The organism is Streptomyces sp. TAA204, assembly GCF_000424965.1.
Map to the genome: position 1 here is coordinate 11,560 of NZ_AUKW01000014.1, position 22,794 is coordinate 34,353.

19 protein-coding genes are annotated in these 22,794 nt (G+C 71.1%); 12 read left to right on the forward strand and 7 right to left on the reverse strand.

Going from position 1 to position 22,794, the window contains the following annotated elements:
• Window positions 1-34: 34 nt before the first annotated feature.
• From H343_RS0118770 to H343_RS0118800, 7 genes are all read left to right on the forward strand, one after another.
• Window positions 35-2,767, forward strand: coding sequence for a DNA translocase FtsK (locus H343_RS0118770; RefSeq protein ID WP_028432409.1), 2,733 nt, complete (start codon window positions 35-37; stop codon window positions 2,765-2,767).
• A gap of 191 nt (window positions 2,768-2,958) precedes the next feature.
• Window positions 2,959-3,762 (forward strand): helix-turn-helix domain-containing protein, encoded by an 804-nt coding sequence (locus tag H343_RS0118775; protein WP_028432410.1) that lies wholly within the window; start codon window positions 2,959-2,961, stop codon window positions 3,760-3,762.
• Between the two features lie 138 nt (window positions 3,763-3,900).
• The gene (gene rimO, locus H343_RS0118780; RefSeq protein WP_028432411.1) at window positions 3,901-5,511 is read left to right on the forward strand and encodes a 30S ribosomal protein S12 methylthiotransferase RimO; all 1,611 of its coding nucleotides are present in this window, start codon (window positions 3,901-3,903) and stop codon (window positions 5,509-5,511) included.
• The gene (gene pgsA, locus H343_RS0118785; protein WP_028432412.1) at window positions 5,508-6,197 is read left to right on the forward strand and encodes a CDP-diacylglycerol--glycerol-3-phosphate 3-phosphatidyltransferase; all 690 of its coding nucleotides are present in this window, start codon (window positions 5,508-5,510) and stop codon (window positions 6,195-6,197) included. The genes rimO and pgsA overlap by 4 nt, the downstream gene beginning before the upstream one ends.
• Window positions 6,194-6,754, forward strand: coding sequence for a nicotinamide-nucleotide amidohydrolase family protein (locus tag H343_RS0118790; RefSeq protein ID WP_051265523.1), 561 nt, complete (start codon window positions 6,194-6,196; stop codon window positions 6,752-6,754). Before pgsA ends, H343_RS0118790 begins: the two co-directional genes overlap by 4 nt.
• A 130-nt stretch (window positions 6,755-6,884) precedes the next feature.
• Window positions 6,885-7,268 (forward strand): helix-turn-helix domain-containing protein, encoded by a 384-nt coding sequence (locus H343_RS0118795; protein ID WP_028432414.1) that lies wholly within the window; start codon window positions 6,885-6,887, stop codon window positions 7,266-7,268.
• A 145-nt stretch (window positions 7,269-7,413) separates the two neighbouring features.
• Complete coding sequence (locus tag H343_RS0118800) at window positions 7,414-7,713, forward strand: hypothetical protein (RefSeq protein WP_028432415.1); 300 nt, start codon at window positions 7,414-7,416, stop codon at window positions 7,711-7,713.
• A 97-nt stretch (window positions 7,714-7,810) separates the two neighbouring features.
• Here H343_RS0118800 and H343_RS0118805 read toward each other — a convergent pair whose 3' ends face one another.
• Window positions 7,811-8,629, reverse strand: coding sequence for a DNA-formamidopyrimidine glycosylase family protein (locus H343_RS0118805; protein ID WP_028432416.1), 819 nt, complete (start codon window positions 8,627-8,629; stop codon window positions 7,811-7,813).
• Between the two features lie 12 nt (window positions 8,630-8,641).
• Window positions 8,642-13,351: an ATP-dependent helicase gene (locus tag H343_RS0118810; protein ID WP_199778952.1), complete on the reverse strand. Its 4,710-nt coding sequence runs from the start codon at window positions 13,349-13,351 to the stop codon at window positions 8,642-8,644.
• Between the two features lie 168 nt (window positions 13,352-13,519).
• On the opposite strand from H343_RS0118810, the gene H343_RS0118815 reads away from it, so the two are divergent.
• The 5 genes from H343_RS0118815 (at window position 13,520) to recX (ending at window position 16,966) form a co-directional block, all read left to right on the forward strand.
• The gene (locus H343_RS0118815) at window positions 13,520-14,260 is read left to right on the forward strand and encodes an AzlC family ABC transporter permease (RefSeq protein WP_028432418.1); all 741 of its coding nucleotides are present in this window, start codon (window positions 13,520-13,522) and stop codon (window positions 14,258-14,260) included.
• The gene (locus H343_RS31480) at window positions 14,257-14,613 is read left to right on the forward strand and encodes an AzlD domain-containing protein (RefSeq protein ID WP_051265525.1); all 357 of its coding nucleotides are present in this window, start codon (window positions 14,257-14,259) and stop codon (window positions 14,611-14,613) included. The genes H343_RS0118815 and H343_RS31480 overlap by 4 nt, the downstream gene beginning before the upstream one ends.
• Entirely contained in the window at window positions 14,604-14,798 is a 195-nt protein-coding gene (locus H343_RS0118825) for a DUF3046 domain-containing protein (RefSeq protein WP_028432419.1), read from the forward strand. The genes H343_RS31480 and H343_RS0118825 overlap by 10 nt, the downstream gene beginning before the upstream one ends.
• 311 nt (window positions 14,799-15,109) lie before the next feature.
• Window positions 15,110-16,237: a recombinase RecA gene (gene recA, locus H343_RS0118830; RefSeq protein ID WP_028432420.1), complete on the forward strand. Its 1,128-nt coding sequence runs from the start codon at window positions 15,110-15,112 to the stop codon at window positions 16,235-16,237.
• Between the two features lie 3 nt (window positions 16,238-16,240).
• Complete coding sequence (gene recX / locus H343_RS0118835) at window positions 16,241-16,966, forward strand: recombination regulator RecX (RefSeq protein WP_028432421.1); 726 nt, start codon at window positions 16,241-16,243, stop codon at window positions 16,964-16,966.
• Between the two features lie 150 nt (window positions 16,967-17,116).
• Here recX and H343_RS31485 read toward each other — a convergent pair whose 3' ends face one another.
• From H343_RS31485 to H343_RS0118860, 5 genes are all read right to left on the reverse strand, one after another.
• A complete protein-coding gene (locus H343_RS31485) occupies window positions 17,117-18,823 on the reverse strand; it encodes an FAD-dependent monooxygenase (RefSeq protein WP_037904322.1) in 1,707 nt (568 codons plus the stop codon).
• 349 nt (window positions 18,824-19,172) lie between these two features.
• On the reverse strand, window positions 19,173-20,042 hold the full coding sequence (locus H343_RS0118845; RefSeq protein ID WP_028432422.1) for an amino acid ABC transporter permease: 870 nt from the start codon (window positions 20,040-20,042) through the stop codon (window positions 19,173-19,175).
• Window positions 20,039-20,686, reverse strand: a complete 648-nt coding sequence (locus tag H343_RS0118850) for an amino acid ABC transporter permease (protein ID WP_028432423.1) — start codon at window positions 20,684-20,686, stop codon at window positions 20,039-20,041. Before H343_RS0118850 ends, H343_RS0118845 begins: the two co-directional genes overlap by 4 nt.
• A 104-nt stretch (window positions 20,687-20,790) precedes the next feature.
• Complete coding sequence (locus tag H343_RS0118855) at window positions 20,791-21,711, reverse strand: glutamate ABC transporter substrate-binding protein (RefSeq protein WP_028432424.1); 921 nt, start codon at window positions 21,709-21,711, stop codon at window positions 20,791-20,793.
• A 129-nt stretch (window positions 21,712-21,840) separates the two neighbouring features.
• Complete coding sequence (locus tag H343_RS0118860) at window positions 21,841-22,617, reverse strand: amino acid ABC transporter ATP-binding protein (RefSeq protein WP_028432425.1); 777 nt, start codon at window positions 22,615-22,617, stop codon at window positions 21,841-21,843.
• Between the last annotated feature and the right edge of the window lie 177 nt (window positions 22,618-22,794).

The following is a 22,794-nucleotide window of genomic DNA, read 5'->3' on the forward strand; positions in this document are numbered from 1 at the left end:
GCCTCGAGCGCCCGGCGGCGGTAACCTCACCGGCATGGCCTCTCGTACGTCCGGCACCGGAAAGGCAGCCAGGAAAGCGCCCGCGAAGAAGACTGCCGCGAAACGGCCGCCGGCGAAGAACGCCACCGCCAAGAAGGCAGCGGCCAAGAAGCCGGCCGCCAAGGCGAAGGCCAAGTCCCCGGCCAAGCCCGCGCCTTCGCCCACGAACGGCGTCTTCCGGCTCGTACGGGCGTGCTGGCTCGGCGTGGCGCATGCGGTCGGTGCGCTCTTCCGCGGCATAGGACGCAGCACCAAGGGGCTCGACCCGGCCCACCGCAAGGACGGTCTCGCTCTCCTGCTGCTCGGTATCGCGCTGGTGGTCGCCGCCGGTACGTGGTCCAACCTGGAGGGGCCCGTCGGCGATCTCGTCCAGATGCTCATCACCGGTACGTTCGGGCGGCTGGATCTGCTGGTGCCGATACTGCTCGGGGCGATCTCCGTACGGCTGATCCGGCACCCGGAGAAGCCGGAGGCCAACGGCCGTATCGTCGTGGGCCTTTCCGCCCTCGTCATCGGCGGGCTCGGGCTGGTGCACATCGCGTGCGGATCGCCGGGACGCGGGGAGGGGAACGAGTCCGTCCAGGACGCGGGCGGTCTGATCGGCTGGGGGGCGTCCCGGCCGCTCATCCAGACGGTCGGAGAGGTGCTGGCCGTTCCGCTGCTCGTCCTGGTCGCCGTCTTCGGGCTGCTGGTCGTCACCGCGACGCCAGTCAACGCGATTCCCCGGCGGCTGCGTGGGCTGGGGGTACGGCTGGGTGTGCTGGACGAGCGCTCCGGCTCCGACCCGTTCGAGGACGGCTCGCACGACGAGGACCTGGAGGAGGGACGCCCCGCCCGTCGGTCCCGCTCCCGCCCGCACAACATGCGCAAGGACTATCTGGACCCGGCCCACGCGGAGAAGGAGGCCCTGGACGAGCGCCGCGTCACTCGTAAGAGGCGGGCCGGGCGGGGAGCGGGCGATTCCTCCGACTCCGTCGACGTAGCCGCCCAGGCGGCGGCCTCGCTGGACGGGGCGCTGCTGCACGGCGTTCAGCCTTCACCGCACGTCGCCGATGTCAGCAGCGGCGTCTCCTCCGCCGAGCGGCGCAGGGCCGCGGGGGACAGGCCGGTGACCGAGTCCCCGCAGGAGGGCCGCGAGGGAGCGGACGAGGTGGGGGTCGAGCGCACCCCCGTACCCGATCTGACGAAGCCGCCGGTGGCGAAGGAGCCTGAATCGCTCCCTCCGCGTGCCGAGCAGCTTCAGCTCTCCGGCGACATCACCTATGCGCTGCCTTCCCTGGACCTGCTGGAGCGTGGCGGTCCGGGGCGTACGCGCAGCGCGGCCAACGACCAGGTGGTCGAGTCCCTGACGACCGTCTTCAGCGAGTTCAAGGTGGACGCCGCCGTCACGGGCTTCACACGCGGCCCGACGGTCACCCGTTATGTGATCGAACTCGGTCCCGCGGTCAAGGTCGAGAAGATCACGGCGCTGACGAAGAACATCGCCTATGCCGTGGCCAGCCCCGACGTGCGCATCATCAGCCCCATCCCGGGCAAGTCCGCGGTCGGCATCGAAATCCCCAACAGCGACCGGGAGATGGTCAATCTCGGTGACGTGCTGCGGTCGGCGGACGCCTCCGGCGAGGAGCACCCGATGCTGGTGGGGCTCGGCAAGGACGTCGAGGGCGGCTACGTCTCGGCGAATCTCGCACGGATGCCGCACATCCTGATCGCCGGCGCGACCGGCTCCGGCAAATCCTCCTGCATCAACTGCCTCATCACCTCCGTCCTGGCCAGGGCCACTCCGGAGGACGTACGGATGGTCCTGGTGGACCCCAAACGGGTGGAGCTGACGTCGTACGAGGGTGTCCCGCACCTGATCACGCCGATCATCACCAACCCCAAGAAGGCCGCCGAGGCCCTCCAGTGGGTCGTGCGTGAGATGGACCTGCGCTACGACGACCTGGCGGCCTACGGGTACCGCCACATCGACGACTTCAACACGGCGGTGCGGAGCGGCAAGGCCACGGCGCCGGAGGGCAGCGAGCGGGAGCTGGCGCCTTACCCCTATCTGCTGGTCATCGTGGACGAGCTGGCGGACCTGATGATGGTGGCGCCGCGCGACGTGGAGGACGCCATCGTGCGCATCACGCAGCTCGCGCGCGCCGCCGGCATCCATCTGGTGCTGGCGACCCAGCGTCCGTCCGTCGACGTCGTCACCGGTCTGATCAAGGCGAATGTGCCCTCCCGGCTCGGTTTCTCCACCTCCTCCCTGGCGGACAGCCGCGTCATCCTCGACCAGGCGGGTGCCGAGAAGCTGATCGGCAAGGGCGACGGTCTCTTCCTGCCCATGGGGGCGAACAAGCCGGTGCGTATGCAGGGTGCCTACGTCGGCGAGGACGAGATCCACGCGGTCGTCGAGCACTGCAAGGCGCAGATGTCGCCGGTCTTCCGTGAGGACGTGACCGTCGGGCAGGGCAAGAAGAAGGAGATCGACGAGGAGATCGGGGACGATCTGGACCTGCTGTGCCAGGCGGCGGAACTGGTGGTCTCCACGCAGTTCGGCTCGACGTCGATGCTCCAGCGGAAGCTGCGGGTGGGCTTCGCCAAGGCGGGACGGCTGATGGACCTGATGGAGTCGAGGGGCGTGGTCGGGCCCAGCGAGGGGTCCAAGGCGCGCGATGTGTTGATCAAGCCCGAAGAACTCGATGGTGTGCTCGCGGTGATCCGCGGGGAACCTCATTCGTAAGGATGAGTGAGGCAACCGTTTCTCCGGCGGATACGTCAAGTTGGAGAAGGGGAGCGGCCGGAGGTGTCCCGAGTCAGGCGGTATGACAATCCTGATGGCGTACATGGTCCGGCCGCCCGCTTGCCCCGCTCTTTTGCTCCGCCCCTAGACTGAATGTCCAGCAGGTGGCTACACGCTCGAAAGGCGCCCCCGTGTCCATCGGCAATGAAGCGGAAGAGGACCGGCCCACAGTCGGTCAAGCCCTCCAACAAGCCCGTATCGACGCACGGCTGACCATCGACGAGGTCAGTACGTCGACGAGAGTGCGCGTCCCCATCGTGCAGGCCATCGAAGCGGATGATTTCACCCGTTGCGGCGGTGATGTGTACGCCCGCGGGCACATCCGTACACTCGCTCGCGAAGTCGGACTGGAAGCCGAACAGCTCGTCTCGCAGTACGACGCGGAGCACGGCGGCCGCCCCCGGCCGACGGAGCCCGCGACGCTCTTCGAGGCCGAGCGCATCCGTCCGGAACGCAGAAGGCCCAACTGGACCGCTGCCATGGTCGCCGCGATCGTCGCGGTGGTCGGGTTCGTCGGCTTCACCCTCGTCGGTGGGGAAGGCGGTTCCACGCCCTCGACCGCGGAGGAGACCCCGTCCTCCTCCAAACCCTCCAAGTCGAGCGAGCCTTCGAAGTCCGCCGATCCCGCTCCCGCCGACCCCAAGCCCTCCGACAGCGCGATCGCCGCCGCACCCGCCGACAAGGTGACGGTGCAGATGACGGCCGAGCAGAACGTGTGGATCTCCGCGGAGGACCACAACGGGCGCCTGGTCCACGAGGGTGTCCTCCAGAAGGGCAAGAGCAAGACCTTCACGGACGACAAGCGGCTCAACCTCGTCCTCGGCAACGCCGGCGGGGTGACGCTGTACGTCAACGGCAAGGAGGTCGAGGACGTCGGCGAGGACGGCCAGGTCCAGCGGCTCTCCTACACCCGCGGAGACCCCGAAGCGGGCTGACGAGTGGGTCCGAAGTTCCGCCTTCCTCCCCTGAAGCGGGCGGCGGGACTTCGGACTTACTCGTCCGCGTTCATCCTTGCGGGAACGGCACCGTCACCTCCGGATGGTGGGCACGACGCGACAAAGTACGCTGAGTCCATGCCCGAGACCCGCACCGTCGCCCTTGTCACCCTTGGCTGCGCACGCAACGAAGTCGACTCCGAGGAGCTCGCAGGCCGCCTGGCGGCGGACGGCTGGGAGCTCGTCGAGGAAGCCGCGGACGCCGATGTCGCGGTGGTCAACACCTGCGGCTTCGTCGAGGCCGCGAAGAAGGACTCCGTCGACGCGCTGCTCGAAGCGAACGATCTCAAGTCCGGCGGGGCCCCGGCCGGGAGCGCGAACCGCACACAGGCCGTCGTGGCCGTCGGCTGTATGGCCGAGCGGTACGGCAAGGAACTGGCGGAGGCCCTTCCCGAGGCCGACGGTGTGCTCGGCTTCGACGACTACGCCGACATCTCCGGCCGTCTGCAGACCATCCTCGGCGGAGGCGTGCACGCCCCGCACACCCCGCGCGACCGCCGCAAGCTGCTTCCGGTCACCCCCGCGCAGCGGCAGCACGCCGGTGAGGACGTGGCGCTGCCCGGCCACGGTGCCGGAGGGGGCAGCCACGGCGGGACGGGCACAGCCGACGCTGACGCCCCTCTGAGCGCCCCCGCGGACCTGCCTGCGGGTGTGGCCCCGGCCTCCGGTCCGCGGGCGCCCCTGCGGCGACGGCTGGACGGGAGCCCCGTCGCCTCCGTGAAGCTGGCCTCCGGGTGCGACCGGCGGTGCTCCTTCTGCGCCATTCCCTCCTTCCGGGGTTCCTTCATCTCGCGCCGGCCCTCCGACGTCCTGGGTGAGACGCGCTGGCTGGCCGGGCAGGGCGTGCGCGAGATCATGCTGGTCTCGGAGAACAACACCTCCTACGGCAAGGACCTGGGCGACATCCGGCTCCTGGAGACCCTGCTGCCCGAACTGGCCTCGGTGGAGGGCATCGAGCGGGTCAGAGTGAGCTATCTGCAGCCGGCCGAGATGCGGCCGGGGCTGATCGACGTACTGACCGGGACCGAGAAGGTCGCCCCTTACTTCGACCTGTCCTTCCAGCACTCCGCGCCGGGTGTGCTGCGCGCGATGCGCAGGTTCGGGGACACCGAGCGGTTCCTTGGGCTGCTTGAGTCGATCAGGGCCAAGGCCCCGCATGCGGGTATCCGGTCGAACTTCATCGTCGGCTTCCCCGGCGAGCGTGAGGAGGACGTCGCCGAGCTGGAGCGTTTCCTCGGCGCGGCGCGGCTCGATGCCGTCGGTGTGTTCGGTTACTCGGACGAGGACGGCACGGAAGCGGCCGGCTACGAGGACAAGAACGACCCGGACGAGGTGGCCGAGCGCCTCGCACGTGTCTCCCGGCTGGCGGAGGAGCTGTCCGCGCAGCGTGCCGAGGAGCGTCTCGGCGAGACGGTGCGGGTGCTCGTGGAGTCCCACGAGGACGCTGAGGAGGGCGAGGACGGCGGCGGGGCCAGGGCCGTGGGGCGCGCGGCGCACCAGGCGCCGGAGACGGACGGCCAGGTCCTGCTGAGCGGTGGCGCCGCACCGGTACAGGAGTTCGCGATCGGACGTATGGTCGAGGCGAAGGTTGTCGCCGCCGAAGGCGTGGACCTGATCGCCGAGCCGCTGGGCGGCGTCCTCGAAGGGGGTCACGCAGGCGGCCGAGCCGGCGAGGAGACTGGCGGATGACGGGCATGCCGGCCTCCGCGGCGAGTGGTGGTGCGATGGCCGAACCCAAGCCCCAGCCGTCCCCCAAGCCTGCGGCCGTCCCGGCCGCACGGCAGGTGAGCCTGTGGAACATCGCCAACATCCTCACGATGGCACGGCTGCTCCTGGTCCCCGGATTCGTCGCGCTGATGGTGTGGCAGGGCGGCCACGACCCGGTCTGGCGTTCCTTCGCGTGGGCCGCCTTCACCGTGGCGATGATCACGGACCTCTTCGACGGGGAACTGGCCCGCCGCTACGACCTCGTCACCGACTTCGGCAAGATCGCCGACCCCATCGCCGACAAGGCGATCATGGGGGCGGCCCTCGCCTGCCTCTCCGCGCTCGGCGACCTGTCCTGGTGGGTGACGGGCGTGATTCTCTTCCGGGAGCTGGGCATCACGGCGATGCGCTTCTGGGTCATCCGGCACGGCGTGATCCCGGCCAGCCGCGGCGGCAAGCTGAAGACGCTGGCGCAGGGCGTGGCCGTGGGCATGTACGTACTGGTCCTCACCGGTCCGCTGGCGACGATGCGCTGGTGGGTGATGGCTGTGGCCGTGGCGCTGACGGTCCTGACCGGGCTCGACTACGTGCGGCAGGCGGTCGTCCTGCGCAGGGCGGGACGTGCACGTGAGCGCACGGAGGGGGCCGGAGGGGCGGTGCAACCGTGAGCGGCGCCTCCCAGCAGGCCGAGGAGGACTACTTCGATGTCGCCGCACACGTTCTGGAGCTGCTCGTGGACGCCGGTGAGACGGTCGCCGCGGCGGAGTCGCTGACGGGCGGCATGGTCGCCGCCGAGATCACGGCGGCACCCGGCTCCTCGCGGGCGTTCCGCGGATCGGTCACGGCGTACGCGACGGACCTGAAGCGGAAGCTGCTGGGCGTGGAGGGCACACTGCTGGCCGAACGGGGTGCGGTCGACGGAGAGGTGGCGGGCCAGATGGCCCGGGGCGTACGGGCAGCTCTGGGGACCGACTGGGGCATCGCCACCACGGGAGTCGCCGGCCCGGAGCCGCAGGACGGGCAGGAAGTCGGCACCGTCTTCGCAGCGGTCACCGGCCCGCGGGGCAGGACCGTCGTGCGCGAGCTGAGACTGGACGGGGACCGCGCGACGATCCGTAAGGGGAGCGTCACCGGCGTACTGGGGCTGCTTCGCGATGAACTCGCGGGCGGTGCGCGGCCGAAGAGTACGGAACAAGACGGGGGGAATGGATGTTTGCAGCCCTGAGTGAACACGACATCGCTCCCCGCACGGGCACAGCCCGAGGCGGTACGGTGGATGCTGAAGGATTCACGCCCCCTGGGGTGGTGGGTATCAAGCTGTGGAAGACGCCGCGCGTTGAGAGGGAGGAGCACCGATGATTCTGCTCCGTCGCCTGCTGGGTGACGTGCTGCGTCGGCAGCGCCAGCGCCAGGGCCGGACCCTGCGCGAAGTCTCTTCATCTGCCCGGGTTTCGCTCGGGTATCTCTCCGAGGTCGAGCGTGGCCAGAAGGAAGCATCTTCGGAGCTGCTGTCCTCGATCTGTGATGCGCTGGACGTGCGGATGTCCGAGCTCATGCGGGAAGTCAGCGACGAGCTGGCCCTCGCGGAGCTGGCAGAGTCCGCCGCGAGCGACACGGTGCCTGCGCCGATGCGCCGTACGGTGCTCAACCCCGTCTCCGTGACATCCGTCACAGGCGTTCCGGACGAGCGTGTGACGATCAAGGCGCCTGCGGAGGCCGTGGACGTGGTCGCGGCCTGACGCGTCTCGCACGGCGCGCACACTGTTCTGATCGTCGAAGGCCCCACCGGCAGGTCCGGTGGGGCCTTCGTGTGTGGTCGCGCGATTGCGCACGGTGCGTGAACATGGACGGTGCGTAGTCCCGATCCGGGCAGCGGGAGGTGAGATGACGGCGCCGAGCCGCTCACTGCTGTCGCGCTGCGTCCTCTCGGTGGTCGGCGGCATGTGCTGGGCGTGCGCGGTGTGGCGCCCGGAGGGCGGCGGGAGCGGCCCGGAGGAGACGGCTCTGGCCGCCGTCCTCGGATGGGGGCTGGGAGTGCTGCCGGTCCATGTGCGGCTGTGGGGCCCGTGGTCAGGTGACGAGGAGCGCGGGCGTGGCGGTGAGTCGTCCCGCCGTGGGGGGAAGCGCCCGACAGTCAGGAGGTACAGGGCAGATCAGCGGTCGCGCGGGGACCGGCGCGGCTGACAGGGGACCTGCCCGGCCCGGCAGGGCTCCTCCGCGCCGTGCGGGCGTGGCTGCCCGTCCCGCCCGTCCCACCCGTCCCACGCGTGCGGCCGCTGACTCAGCCCGGGTGCGGGCCCGGCTGGCAGCGGGGGCAGTAGAAGGCGGTACGCAGCCGCTGGGGCGGGCCGTGCGGACCCGCGCGCACGAGGGCGCCGCAGCGGTGGCAGGGCCGGCCCGTACGTCCGTACACCCACAGGGCGCGGTCGCGGTCAACTCCGCCGGGGGCACGGGTCGTACGGCGGGCGAGGCGGTCCTTGTTCGCCTCCAGCAGCCTCTTCGCCGCGCCGAGCAGCCGGACGGGCAGCGGCGCGGTGAGCTCGCCGACCGGGGTCCAGGGCGATGTGCCGGCGAGGAAGCACAGTTCGCTGGCGTAGACGTTTCCGATCCCGGCGAGATTGCGCTGGTCCAGCAGGGCTTCCACCAGGGGGCGGCCGGGCTGGGCCGACAGGCGGCGCCCGGCCTCGTCGCCGTCCCAGTCGGCGCCCAGAAGGTCGGGGCCCAGATGTCCCAGAGCGGTCGACTCCTCAACTGTGCGCAGCAGTTCGAGAAGGGGGAGCCGGTATCCGGTGGCGGTCGTGGTGTCTGCGGCGAGGACCGCCCGGATCTGGTGCGCCGGGCCGCCTCCGCCGCGCGTACGGCCCGAAGGGGTGCTGATGCGCCAGGCGCCCTCCATCCCGAGGTGCGAGTGGATGGTGACGCCGCCCTCGACGCGCATGAGGATGTGCTTTCCCCGTGGGGCGACTTCGAGGACCCTGCGTCCGGTGAGATCGGCCGTGGCGATCTGCGGCACCCGGAAGTCCGTACGGGACAGGGTCCGTCCGCCGAGGGCCTCGTGCAGCCGGTGTGCGCTGTACCAGACGGTGTCTCCTTCGGGCACGACTTCCTCCCGCTACCGAGCGCGCAGCCGCAGGCCCTTGGGCGTGGCGTGGAAACCCGCGCCCTCCAGCAGCGTTCCGATGGGGGAGCCCAGAGCGGACGCCCCGTTGACCCGCTCCACGGTGACCGTGCCGAGGGCGCCCTCCTGCGCCGCACGCGCCAGCGCCTCGGCGGCGGTGGCCAGGGCCGGTGAGGCATCAGGGGAAGGGGCCTGACCGGCCTGTGTGCCGGGCGGGTTGCCGCCCGGCCAGGCCAGCAGTGTCCTGCCGCCGCGCTCCATGTAGAGGGTCAGCTCACCGCCGACCAGGACGACCACCGATCCCGCCTTGCGCCCGGGCTTGTGGGTGGCGCCCTCGGGGGCCTCCGGCCAGGGCAGAGCCGCGCCGTAGGCGTTGGCGGGGTCGGCGGCGGCGAGGACCACCGCCCGTACGTGAGCTTCCCGTTCCCGTGCGGTGTGCACGGCACGCAGCCGGTCGATGGCGCCGTCCATCGCGAACTGGGCCGCGCCCAGGCCCTCGACGACATACCCCCGGCGGGCCTGGCCGCTCTCCTCGAAGGCCGCCAGCACCCGGTAGGCGGCGGAGAATCCGCCCTGCACCCCCTCGGCGGCGACCGCGCCCCGCGTCACGATGCCGTGCCGGTCCATCAGGGTGCGGGCCAGGGCGTGCGCGCGGTGCGTGGCGTCGGTCTCGGCCTCGGGCAGCAGGGACCAGCGGCCGGCGACGGTCGGCGGGCCGTTACGGGAAGCGGCGGGCCGGTTCGTACCGGTGCGGACAGCGGCGGCGGTCAGCGAGCCGTAACGCCCGCGGGGCGCCGCCCGCTTGGCCCGGTGGGCGGTGGCCCCCGCGGTGCGGCCGGAACCGAGGAGGGCGCGCAGCGGGGCCAGCGAGTCGTTGCTGACCCGGCCCGACCAGGCCAGCTCCCACAGGGCGTCGGCCAGTTGAGGATCGGTCACGGCCGGGTCGGTGCCGGCACGCACATGGTCGGCGATCTGACGGAAGAACAGCCCGTAACCGGCGCCCAGCGCCTCCAGGACGGCGCGGTGAAGCGGCGTCAGCTCCAGTGGCAGCGGCGGCGGGAGGAGGAGCGGGGCGGTGTCGGCAGGATAGAGGGAGAGCCAGCCGTCCTTGCCCGGCAGCGAGCCGGCACCCGCCCAGACGATCTCTCCGGACGTGGTCAGTTCGTCCAGCAGAGCCGGGCTGTAGTCCCGTACGCGGCCCGGCAGCACCAGCTTCTCCAGAGCCGACGCGGGCACCGGCGCGCCCTGCAACTGCTCGACCGTACGCACCAGTCCGTCGGTGCCGCGCACACTGCCCGTCCCCAGGTGCTGCCACTGCGGGAGGAACGCCGCGAGCGCCGGCGGCGGCACCGGTTCCAGTTCGTGCCGCAGCGCGGCCAGGGAACGGCGCCGCAGCCGGCGCAGCACCGCGGGGTCGCACCACTCCTGCCCCACCCCCGCCGGATGGAACTCGCCCTGCACGAGACGGCCGCCCGCCGCGAGACGCTGCAGCGCCCCCTCTGCGACCGCCGTGCCCAGACCGAAACGTGAGGCGGCGTCCGCGGACATGAACGGCCCGTGCGTACGCGCGTACCGGGCCAGGAGGTCACCCAGCGGGTCGGGCACCGGCTCGGTGAACGCCTCGGGCACGCCCACCGGCAGCGCGGCCCCCAGAGCGTCCCGCAGCCGGCCCGCGTCCTCCACGGCCGCGAAGTGCTGCCGTCCCGCGACACGGACGCGCACGGCACGGCGAGCGGCTTCCAGGTCGGCCGCCCACTGCGGGTCGGCGCCCCGCTCCCGCAGTTCGTCCGTGGTCAGCGGTCCCAGGAGCCGGAGCAGATCGGCAACCCCTTCGGCGTCCTTGACGCGCCGGTCCTCAGTGAGCCACTGCAGCTCGCGCTCCAGCTCACCCAGAACCTCCGCGTCCAGCAGCTCCCGCAGCTCCGCCTGGCCCAGCAGCTCCGCCAGCAGCCGGGAGTCCAGCGAGAGCGCGGCGGCACGGCGCTCGGCCAGCGGCGAGTCGCCCTCGTACAGATACTGCGCGACGTAGCCGAACAGCAGAGACCGGGCGAACGGCGAGGGGTCGTTGGTGGTGACCTCCACCACGCGGACGCGGCGCGACTCGATGTCGCCCATCAGCTCGGACAGGCCCGGCACGTCGAAGACGTCCTGCAGGCACTCGCGCACCGCCTCCAGCACGATCGGGAAGGAGCCGAACTCGGAAGCGACCTGCAGCAGTTGCGCCGCCCGCTGCCGCTGCTGCCACAGCGGGGTGCGCTTGCCGGGGCTGCGCCGCGGCAGCAGCAGCGCCCGGGCAGCGCACTCGCGGAAGCGGGCGGCGAAGAGGGCCGAACCGCCGACCTGGTCGGTGACGATCTGCTCGACGTCGCCCTTGTCGAAGAGGACGTCGGAGACGCCGACCGGAGCCTGACCGGAGTCGAAAGCGGCGTCCCCGCCAGAGGTCTCCTCCTCAAGCAGGTCCAGCCCCATCAGATCGGCGTCGGGCAGCCGCAGCACGAGCCCGTCGTCGGCGTGCATGACCTGGGCGTCCATGCCGTGCCGCTCGGTCAGCCGGGCGCCGAGGGCGAGAGCCCAGGGCGCGTGCACCTGGGCGCCGAAGGGTGAATGCACGACCACGCGCCAGTCGCCCAGCTCGTCACGGAAGCGCTCCACGACGATCGTGCGGTCGTCGGGCACGTGGCCGCAGGCGTCGCGCTGCTCGCCGAGGTAGGCGAGCAGGTTTGTGACGGCCAGTGTGTCGAGCCCGGCAGCGGACAGCCGCTCCCTTGCGGCCTCCTGCGTGAGCGAGCCGACCTCCCGCAGGAACGCGCCCAGCGCACGCCCCAACTCCAGGGGACGCCCCAGCTGATCGCCCTTCCAGAACGGCAGCCGGCCCGCGACGCCCGGTGCGGGCGAGACCAGCACGCGGTCGCGGGTGATGTCCTCGATCCGCCAGGACGTGGTGCCCAGCGTGAAGACGTCCCCGATCCGCGACTCGTAGACCATCTCCTCGTCCAGCTCACCGACCCGGCCCCCGCCCTTCTTCGGATCGGCACCGGCCAGGAAGACACCGAACAGGCCGCGGTCCGGGATCGTGCCCCCCGAGGTGACGGCGAGCCGCTGCGCGCCCGGCCGGCCGCGGACCGTCTGCGCCACCCGGTCCCAGACCAGACGGGGCCTCAACTCCGCGAACGCGTCGGACGGATAGCGTCCCGCCAGCATGTCCAGCACCGCGTGGTACGCCGACTCCGGCAGGGAGGAGAAGGGAGCGGCACGGCGGACGAGCAGCAGCAGCTCCTCCACGTCCCACGTGTCCACCGAGACCATCGCGACGAGCTGCTGAGCCAGCACGTCCAGCGGATTGGCCGGGACGCGCAGAGCCTCGATGGCGCCCTGACGCATCCGTTCCGTGACGACCGCCGACTGCACCAGGTCGCCGCGGTACTTGGGGAAGACGACACCCGCCGAGACCGCACCGACCTGATGGCCCGCACGGCCCACCCGCTGCAGCCCGGACGCCACGGACGGCGGCGACTCGACCTGTACGACCAGATCCACCGCCCCCATGTCGATGCCCAGCTCCAGGCTGGAGGTCGCCACCACGGCGGGCAGCCGCCCCGATTTCAGCTCCTCCTCGACCAGGGCGCGCTGGTCCTTGGAGACCGAGCCGTGGTGCGCGCGGGCGAGCAGCGGGGGCGCTCCCCTGGCCGAGCCCGCCTCCGCCATCAGCTCGGCGGGGGAGTGGTGCTCGGGCATGGGCTCGCCCGTCGCCCGCTCGTAGGCGATCTCGTTGAGCCTGTTGCACAGTCGCTCCGCCAGCCGGCGGGAGTTGGCGAAGACGATCGTCGAGCGGTGCGCCTGCACGAGATCGGCGATGCGCTCCTCCACCGACGGCCAGATGGACGGCTTCCCGCCGCCACCGGGGCCGTCGCTCTGCGGAGCGGTGCTGTCCTGGGCGGGCGAACCGCCCAGCTCCCCCATGTCCTCGACCGGCACGACCACCGACAGGTCGAACTCCTTGCCGGACGGCGGCTGCACCACCGTCGCCCTGCGCTGCGGTGAGAGGAACCGGGCCACCTCGTCCACGGGACGTACCGTCGCGGAGAGTCCGATCCGCCGCGCAGGACGCTCGAGGATCTCGTCGAGCCGCTCGAGGGAGAGAGCCAGATGGGCGCCGCGCTTGGTGCCGGCCACGGCGTGGACCTCGTCGAGGATCACCGTTTCCACACCCGAGAGGGCCTCGCGGGCCGCGGAGGTGAGCATCAGGAACAGCGACTCGGGCGTCGTGATCATGATGTCGGGCGGCCGGCGGGCCAGCGAGCGGCGCTCGGCGGCCGGGGTGTCACCGGAACGGATGCCGACCCTGATGTCCGGCTCGGACAGGCCCAGCCGCAGCGCCTCCTGGCGGATGCCCGTCAGCGGACTGCGCAGATTGCGCTCCACATCGACCGCGAGAGCCTTCAGAGGCGAGACGTACAGCACACGGCAGCGTTTGAGCGGGTCGGCGGGCGGGGGCGTGGAGGCGAGCCTGTCCAGGGAGGCGAGGAAGGCGGCCAGGGTCTTGCCGGAGCCCGTGGGGGCGACGACCAGGGTGTCCGACTCCTCGGCCAGGGCACGCCAGGCCCCCGCCTGCGCGGCGGTGGGCGCGCGGAACGCCCCCGTGAACCAGGCGCGCGTCGCGGGGGAGAAGACCTCGAGCGCCGAGGCCGGTGACGTCTGACCCATGGGATCCATCGTGCACCCCGGCGCTGACAACGCCGCCGCACGGCGCAGACGGCGGGCGTCCCGGCGGCGGGCGTCCTGGCGGCGGCGCTCCGGGACGGGCGCGGTCCCGGGGCGTGAGCCGGAAGAACGCACGTGACCGGGCAGCCCCGCCTCGCCCAGCGTGGGCCCGTGCTCGAACAGACAGACCCCTCCCAGCCGCCGGCCGGGCCTTCCGGGACGGCGGGCGAGGACCGCGCGGTCATACGTGACGCGCTCGGCGTGGGAGTCGCGGTGGGGCTGTCCGGCTTCGCCTTCGGCGTGACGGCCGTGGGCGCGGGGCTCAGCCTTCCGCAAATCTGCGCGCTCAGCCTGTTCGTCTTCACCGGGGCGTCCCAGTTCGCACTCGTGGGAGCACTCGCGGCGGGAGCGAGCCCGCTCACCGCCGCGGCGGGCGCGTTCTTCCTGGGAGTGCGGAACACCTTCTACGGCCTGCGTCTGGCCACGCTGCTCCGGCTGCCACGGCTCACGCGTCCCTTCGCCGCCCACCTGGTCATCGACGAGACCGCGGCGGTCGCCCTGGCCCAGAAGGGCTGGCGCGACGCCCGTATCGGCTTCACCGTCACCGGCGTGACCGTCTTCGTGCTGTGGAACCTCACCACGCTGCTCGGCGCGATGGGCGCGGACGCCCTGGGGGACACCCGGCGCTGGGGGCTGGACGCGGCCGGGCCGGCGGTCTTCCTCGCCCTGCTGGCCCCCATGCTGCGTACGGCCTCCGCACGGATCACCGCGGCACTGGCGGCCGTGGTGGGTCTGGGCCTGCTGCCCGTACTTCCCGGCGGGGTGCCGGTGCTGCTCGCGGCACTGGCGGCACCGGCCGTTCTGGTGGTGCGGGGGCGCGTCGCCAGGAGGACGGGAGGGGAGGCCACGTGACCGTCTGGACGGCTCTCGCGGTGACCGCGGTCGCCTGCTACGGGGCAAGGCTGCTCGGACTGTCCGTGCCCGAGGGCATGCTCGAACGCCCCTTCGTGAGGAGGCTGGTGACGCTGCTTCCGGTCGCGCTGCTCGCGGCGCTCACCGCGCAGCAGACTTTCAGCGACGGTGGTGCGCTTCTGGTCGACGCCAGGGCCGCGGGGCTGTCCGCGGCATTCGTCGCGCTGCTCCCGCGTGCGCCCTTCCTCGTCGTGATCGCGGCGGCGGTGCTCGTCACCGCGGGCGTGCGGGCGCTGGGTCAGGCGGGTCGGGTCCGGCGCGGAAGGGCTGGATACTGGGTGACATGCGGTTGACGGACTTCTGGCAGCGGATGGCGGACCACTTCGGGGAGGCTTACGCGGACTCCTTCGCCCGGGACCATGTGATGGCGGAACTCGGCGGCCGTACGGTCTGCGAGGCGCTCGACGCGGGGTGGGACGCGAAGCAGGTGTGGCGGACGGTCTGTGCCGTCATGGACGTTCCCGCCGAGAGGAGATGAGAGGAGCCCGGCGTGGGCGGCCGCGTCCGTGAGTGCCGGCGCACGGACGCAGGGGAAGCCCGGCGAGGGCGGGTGCGGTACTTCGTTGCGTCTCCAACCGGGAGCACGTTCCTGAGCAGCGCTTTCGTGGGTTATCCACAGCAAACCGGGGCGACTTGACGCGAAAATCGAACATCGATTCTCATGGAGCTCCTGGCGGGTACTCCCGTTCCTGCCCCCTCGCCCCGGAGCGAGATCCGGGGCGATTGTCAGTGGCAGCCGCTAGCGTCGTTGACGTGAAGCGATCGACTCAAGCAAACCGGGTGGCACCGATGGCAGAAACCGACCGCGAGAAGGCGCTCGAAACAGCCCTCGCGCAGATTGAACGGCAGTTCGGCAAGGGCGCCGTGATGCGCATGGGGGAGCGGCCGAACGAGCCGATCGAGATCATCCCCACCGGGTCCACCGCCCTCGACGTCGCTCTCGGTGTCGGCGGTCTGCCGCGCGGCCGTGTCGTCGAGGTCTACGGCCCGGAGTCGTCCGGCAAGACGACCCTGACGCTGCACGCGGTGGCCAACGCGCAGAAGTCGGGCGGCACGGTCGCGTTCGTCGACGCGGAACACGCACTCGACCCCGAGTACGCGAAGAAGCTCGGCGTCGACACGGACTCGCTGATCCTCTCCCAGCCGGACAACGGCGAACAGGCCCTGGAAATCGTCGACATGCTGATCCGTTCGGGCGCGCTCGACCTGATCGTCATCGACTCCGTGGCCGCGCTGGTCCCGCGGGCGGAGATCGAGGGCGAGATGGGCGACTCCCATGTCGGCCTCCAGGCCCGCCTGATGAGCCAGGCGCTGCGGAAGATCACCGGCGCGCTCAGCCACTCCAAGACCACGGCGATCTTCATCAACCAGCTCCGCGAGAAGGTCGGCGTCATGTTCGGCTCGCCCGAGACCACCAGCGGTGGCCGTGCGCTGAAGTTCTACGCGTCGGTGCGGCTCGACATCCGCCGGATCGAGACGCTCAAGGACGGCACCGACGCGGTGGGCAACCGCACCCGCGTCAAGATCGTCAAGAACAAGGTCGCCCCGCCGTTCAAACAGGCCGAGTTCGACATCCTCTACGGCCATGGCATCAGCCGTGAGGGCGGGCTGATCGACATGGGTGTGGAGAACGGATTCATCCGCAAGTCCGGCGCCTGGTACACCTACGAGGGCGACCAGTTGGGGCAGGGCAAGGAGAACGCCCGCAACTTCCTCCGTGACAACCCCGACCTGGCCAACGAGATCGAGAAGAAGATCAAGGAGAAGCTCGGTGTCGGGCTGACACCGCAGGAGCCCGAGGCGGAGCCCGGCGCCGATGCGGCGGGCGCGGGACCGGCGCAGCCTCCCGCGGCCAAGGCGGCGGCTGCTCCCGCGTCGAAGGCCAAGGCGGCCAAGTCGGCCGCCGCGAAGAGCTGATCCGTGACACGGCGCAGCCAGTGGCCGGTGCGCGAAGACAGCGGTGATCCCACCTCGTCGAGGGCCGAGGTGGGATCACCGCGCACACGGCGCGGCCGTGCACGCGGTCGCGTGGGACGTACCTCCACCGACGGACCCGGTGATCCGGACGCTGGCGGAGGCCCGCAGGAGTCCGAGGACGCCGGCGGCACCCTCCGGTCGGAAGCGGGACATGCCCAGGACCGGGACCCGGCGGAGCAGGCGCGTGCCATCTGCCTGCGGCTGCTGACCGGGACGCCGCGTACCCGGCAGCAGCTTGCCGATGCCCTGCGCAAGCGCGACATTCCCGAGGACGCCGCACAGGAGGTGCTCTCCCGATTCGAGGAGGTCGGGCTGATCGACGACGTCTCGTTCGCGGACGCCTGGGTCGAGTCCCGGCACCACAGCAAGGGGCTGGCGCGCAGGGCACTCGCCCGTGAACTGCGTACCAAGGGTGTGGAGCCGGCGGTCATCGACGAGGCCGTGGGGCAGCTCGACTCCGAGCGGGAGGCGGAGACGGCGCGCGCGCTGGTCGAGGGCAGGCTGCGCGCCACCCGGGGGCTGGAGCGCAACAAGCGCATCCGCCGCCTCGCCGGGATGCTGGCACGCAAGGGGTACGGCGAGGGCATCGCACTGCGCGTGGTCCGTCAGGCTCTGGAGGAAGAGGGCGAGGACCCGGAGTTGCTGGAGCGGTATCTGCCGGATGACTGAGCGGCCGAAGACGTGCACAACGGCAATGGCGGCCGCCGAACACCCCTGCGGTCGCCCGGCGCTGCGCCCCTGAATCGTTGAGCCGTTGAGCCGTTGAGCCGCTGAGCCGCTGAGCCGGTGTGACGGTGCCGACGGTGGACCACAGGCCCGCTACCGGCGTGCCTCCCCCGATGCCTGCCGTCGGCCGGGAAGGTTGAGCGTGCCGCCACGCACCGCGTCCGCGCAGGCCCGCAGCTGACCGATGCGAGGTCCGGGCAGCGCCGCCACGAGATGCCCGTCCGGCCGTATCACCAGCACCGTGTGGGCGGTCGCCCCCGGGTAGTCCTCGGTCACCAACAGCTCGGCCCGCAGCGGCAACGCCTCCACCGCGCGCGCCAGTTCGGGCATCATCCCCGCCGACAGCCAGTGCCGGCTGTCCCACACCCCGGTGCCGGGAGCCACGAGCACCACCAGCAGTTCGCCGCCCCTGCCGCACAGTCGCTCCCGCAACCGCCCCCGCTCGCCGTTCAGGGCGATGACCGGTACGTCGTCCACGGGTGCTCCCGGCCGGGTGCCGACGAGCACCGAGTCGACGGAGCCGGCCGGCGGCGCCAGTGGCGAGCGCCTGTAGGCGGCGGGCGCCCCCAGCAGTCCGCGTCCCAGGTGCCCGTCCGTCAGCAGCTCCAGCGTCGTGCGGGAGCTGCCGGGCAGTATCCCGCGCAGTCCGCCGCCGTCCCGGCGCGCCACCGGCAGCGCCTGGTCGACTGCGCGGAGCCGGGCACCGACGGCGCCCCGCCGCTCGGCCTCGTAGCTGTCGAGCAGTGTCTCCAGGGCGTCCCGGTCGACGCGCGGGCCTCGTACACCGCCCGCGTCGTGCCAGGCCACGGCGAGTTTGAACGCCAGGTTGGCGGCGTCGCGAAGTCCTTCGTCCACGGACTGCACGCCCAGTGCGCCGACTTGGTGGGCGGCGTCCCCGGCGAGGAAGGCACGTCCGACACGCCAGTTCCGGGCGAGACGCTGGTGCGAGGTGTGCACACCGGTGTCGAGGAGTTCGTAGGGGCCCGGCTCGGCGGCACCGGACTTCCGGCCCCGCCCGGTGCCGTACCACTGGGCGAGGGTGGAGTGGACGCGGTCCAGCAGCGCCTCAGGGGTGACGAGTTCGCCGCGTGGCGGGAGCAGCCAGTCCAGTCGCCACACCCCGCCGGGCAGCGGCCGTGCCGTGACTTCGCGGTGGGCGCCGCCGAGGTCGCGGTCCAGCAGGGCTTCGGTCCCCGCTTCGGTCTCCCACGGGAGTTCGGTCCGCAGCGCGGCGACGGCGTGCCGTTCGACGGCGGTGCGTCCGGGGAAGCGCACGCCCAGCAGCTTCCGTACGGTCGACCGGGCGCCGTCGCAGCCCACCAGATAGCTGCCGCGCCACCATGTGCCGCCGCCGCGTGCGGGTTCGCCGCCGGAGCCGCGCGGCCGGGTGTGTGCGGTGATGCCCGCCGCGTCCTGTTCGAGGATGTCGAGGTGGCTGCCGGGGAGGACGCGGGCGAGCTTCTCCTGTGCGAGTGCGGTCCGTAGCCCGCGTTCCAGTGTGTGCTGTTCCAGGTGGAAGGGCGCGGTCTCCTGCGTCAACTCCACGTCCTGCACGGGCTGCTGACGCCGTCGTGTACGCCAGTGCGTCCAGCGTGCGGCCGGGAGTGCGGGCGGGGCGCCGCCGACGGGCAGCCAGGCCGCGGTGTCGGGCCGCAGCAGGCAACTGCGGGCGGCGCGGGGGACGACCTCGCCGTCGCCGCTGTCCAGTACGAGCGAGGGCACCCCGAACCTGGCCAGGGCCAGCGACAGCGCGAGCCCGGTCGGTCCCGCACCGACGACGATGACTTCGGATTCGCTCACGCGCGCGTCTCCGGGCGCCGCAGGGCACCACGAGCCGCCCAGGCCGCGCAGGCGGCCGACGAGGGGGATGTGGGAACAGGTGGAGCCGTGCGCACGATCACGGAATGTATGCAACCCAGTGCGGGAGCACCCGTCAAGCTGCGGGGGCTCCACGGAGCCGGGCGCCCGGACAGATCATGACAAGTCAGGGTCGCCTCTTCCCGCTGCTTCCCAGCGCTCCCCGAAGCATCAGCACGCCACGCACGTGGCGCCCGACGCACGTACGCACGTGGCGCACGTACGGCATGTACGTGCGCCACGTGCGTCGGGAGGCGGGAGGCGGGAGGCCCGCTCCGTCAGACCCGCTCCGTCAGGCGGCGGGCCCTCCGCCGGGGGCGGCCTCGGGGGTCGCCGGCTGTGCCTCGGCCACCTTGATGCCCGTCTTGGCCCGGCGCCCTCGCTTCTCGATCCAGTTGGCGAACGCCGAGAGCGCGAGGCACATCGCGACGTAGATCGCACCGAAGACGAGGACGACGGGGACGTAGGGGTTCTCGCCGTCGACGAGGATGGTGCTGGCCATCTGGCGTCCCGCGTAGAGCAGTTCCTCGTAGGTGATGACGAAGCCCAGAGAGGTGTCCTTGAGCGTGACGACGAGCTGACTGACGATCGTCGGCAGCATGGCCCGTACGGCTTGCGGGATGAGTACCGTGATCATCACCTGGGTCTTGTTCATCCCCAGCGCGTAGGCCGCCTCGCTCTGTCCCTTGGGGACGGAGAGGATGCCCGCGCGGAGCACCTCCGCCTGTACGGCGCCGTTGTAGAGCGTGAGACCGATGACCACAGCCCACAGCGGGTCGCTGGTGAAGAAGCCCACCCACAGCACGTAGATGGTGATCAGCAGCGGTACGGCGCGGAAGAGTTCGATGACTCCGGTCGCCACCCAGCTCACGGCCTTGTGGTCGGAGAGCCGGCCCACGGCCAGCAGTGCCGCGAGCAGCAGGGAGAGAACTCCGGCCATCGCGAACGCCTGCAGCGTGCTGATGAGGCCGTTCGCGATGGAGTTGCGCACGCCCGCGTAGTTGAAGATGTCCCACATCGCGCCGTCCAGCTGCCCCTTGGCCGCCAGCCGGTAGACGATGAAGGCGAGGAGTGCGAGCAGTGCGCCCGTGCCGGCCACGGCGTAGATGCGGTTGCGCATGCGGGCCTTGGGGCCCGGGGTGTCGAAGAGGACGGAGCTCATCGGGCGACCTCCAGCTTCCGCTCGAGCAGCCGGAAGAAGCCGCTGATGAGGAAGACGAGAACGAGGTAGGCGAGGGCCACCCAGACGAAGATGACCATGACGTTGAAGCCCTTGTCGCTCAGCACCTTCTGGACGCTGAAGAGTTCGGGGTTGTTGAAGGCGCCCGCGATGGCCGAGTTCTTCGTGAGCGCGATGATGATGCTGCTCAGCGGCGGCAGCACGGTACGTGTCGCCTGCGGCAGTACGACCATGCGGAGCGTCTGCACGAAGGTCATGCCCAGGCTGCGGGCCGCCTCCGCCTGCCCGAGCGGGACGGTGCTGATGCCGGAGCGCACCGCCTCGCACACGAAGGCCGAGGTGTAGAAACCGAGCGCCAGCACGCCGAGGACGTACGAGCTGATGCCGGGGAAGACGATCTGCGGCAGCACGAAGAAGGCCACCAGGAACAGCAGTGTCAACGGGGTGTTGCGCAACAGCGTCACCCACACGGTGCCGAACGCACGCAGGGGCGGCACGGGCGAGACCCGGAAGCCGGCTATGAGCACGCCCAGCACGAGCGCGAGCAGAGCGCTGGTCGCGGTCAGCGAGACCGTTCCGAGGAAGCCGTCGCGGAACAGGTCCAGGTGGTCGAGCAGAACATTCATAGGGTCTCCGCAGGGCGGTCAGGGAATGCCGCGTCCCGTACGCCCGCCCGCGTGTGCGGGCGTACGGGACGCGGGTGGCGCGGTCGGCCGGCGGTCGGCCGGGGTCAGCGCTCGAGGGCCGGGGGCTCCTCGAACTTCGAGCCGGAACGGCCGAGCGTCGCGTCGTACGCCTTCTTGTAGCTGCCGTCCTTCTGGTGGGCCTCGACGGCGTCGAGAACGGCCGTCTGGAGCTCCTTGTCGTCCTTCTTCAGGCCGATGCCGTAGGGCTCGTCGCTGAAGGTCTCACCGACGACCTTGAGCTTGGTGGGACGCTCGGCGGCGTAGCCCTTGAGGATGGCGTCGTCGGTCGTCATGGCGTCGACCTGGCCGTCCAGAAGCTGCTTGACGCAGTCGGTGTACTTGCCGAACTCGACTGCCTCGGCGCCGTACTTGTCCTGGTTGTCCTTGATGTTCTGCAGCGGCGTGGAGCCGGTGATCGAGCAGATCTTCTTGCCCTTGATGCTGTCCGGGCCCTTGATCGACTTCTCGTCCTTGCGGACGAGCAGGTCCTGGCCGGCCATGTAGTACGGGCCCGCGAAGCTGACCTGCTTCTTGCGCTCGTCGTTCATGGTGTAGGTGCCGACCATCAGGTCGACCTGGCCCTTGGAGATGGCGGTCTCCCGGATCGAGGAGTCGATCGTCTTGAAGGTGACCTCCTTCTCCGGGTCGAAGCCCAGGTCGGCGGCGACCATCTTGGCGACCTCGATGTCGAAGCCCTCGTACTCCTTGGAGGAGGGGTCCTGGAAGCCGAGGTAGGGCTGGTCGGACTTGGCGCCGATGATCAGCTTGCCGCGCTTCTGCGCCTTCTTCAGCACCGGCGAGTCGACGTCGACGTCCTCGGCGACCTTGTACTCCGGCAGAGCCTTCTTGTCGGTGTCACCGCCCGGCTTGTCGCCGGCGGTGCCCTCCTTGCCTCCGCAGGCGGAGGCCGACAGCACGACGGAGAGGACCACGGCCGCCGAGGCGGCGGTCTTGCGGAACTTCATGAGGAACATCCCTTGCTCAGTGATTCTGCGGGGCGGCGTCCGACTGCCGGTGGGGTGGCGGCCGGCGGACCGGGGCGCCGGGGTGCCGGTCCGCCCACTGCGGGGACCCCGCTCGGCCCGGCGGACACGTCAGTGGTGAAGGATCTTCGCGAGGAAGTCCTTCGCCCGGTCGCTGCGGGGGTTGTTGAAGAACTGCTCCGGTGTCGCCTCCTCGACGATCCGGCCGTCGGACATGAAGACGACCCGGTTCGCGGCGGAGCGCGCGAAGCCCATCTCGTGGGTGACGACGACCATCGTCATGCCCTCGTCGGCGAGCTGCTTCATCACCTCGAGGACCTCGTTGATCATCTCGGGGTCGAGCGCGGAGGTGGGCTCGTCGAAGAGCATCACCTTGGGGTCCATGGCGAGCGCGCGGGCGATGGCCACCCGCTGCTGCTGCCCTCCGGAGAGCTGCGCCGGGTACTTGTCGGCCTGGTTGCCCACGCCCACCCGGTCGAGCAGCGCGCGTGCCTTCTTCTCGGCGGCCTGCTTCTCCGTGCGCCGGACCTTGGTCTGTCCGAGCATCACGTTCTCCAGCACCGTCTTGTGTGCGAAGAGGTTGAAGGCCTGGAAGACCATGCCGACGTCGGAGCGCAGCTTGGCCAGCGCCTTGCCCTCCTGGGGCAGCGGCCTGCCGTCGATGGAGATGCTGCCGGAGTCGACCGTCTCCAGGCGGTTGATGGTGCGGCACAATGTGGACTTGCCTGACCCCGAGGGCCCGATGACGACGACGACCTCTCCGCGCGCAATGGTCAGGTCGATGTCCTGGAGCACATGCAGCGCGCCGAAATGCTTGTTGACGTTGTCCAGTACGACCAGGTCGTCCGCGGCCGGCGCGGCGTCCTTGGTCACCGATACTTCGCTCATCGGCGTGTAGCTCCGTCCTCGTCGGTTGCGAGGACACTAATGAGCCTCTACCACCAGCGTCATTACATCTGAGGGGAAATTGAGCATAACGATCCCGTCGCGGAGCGGAACACCGCACGAAGAGCGGGCCACGCCGAGCCGGAACGGCAGCGCGTCGCTCACTGTGCCGTACCGGCT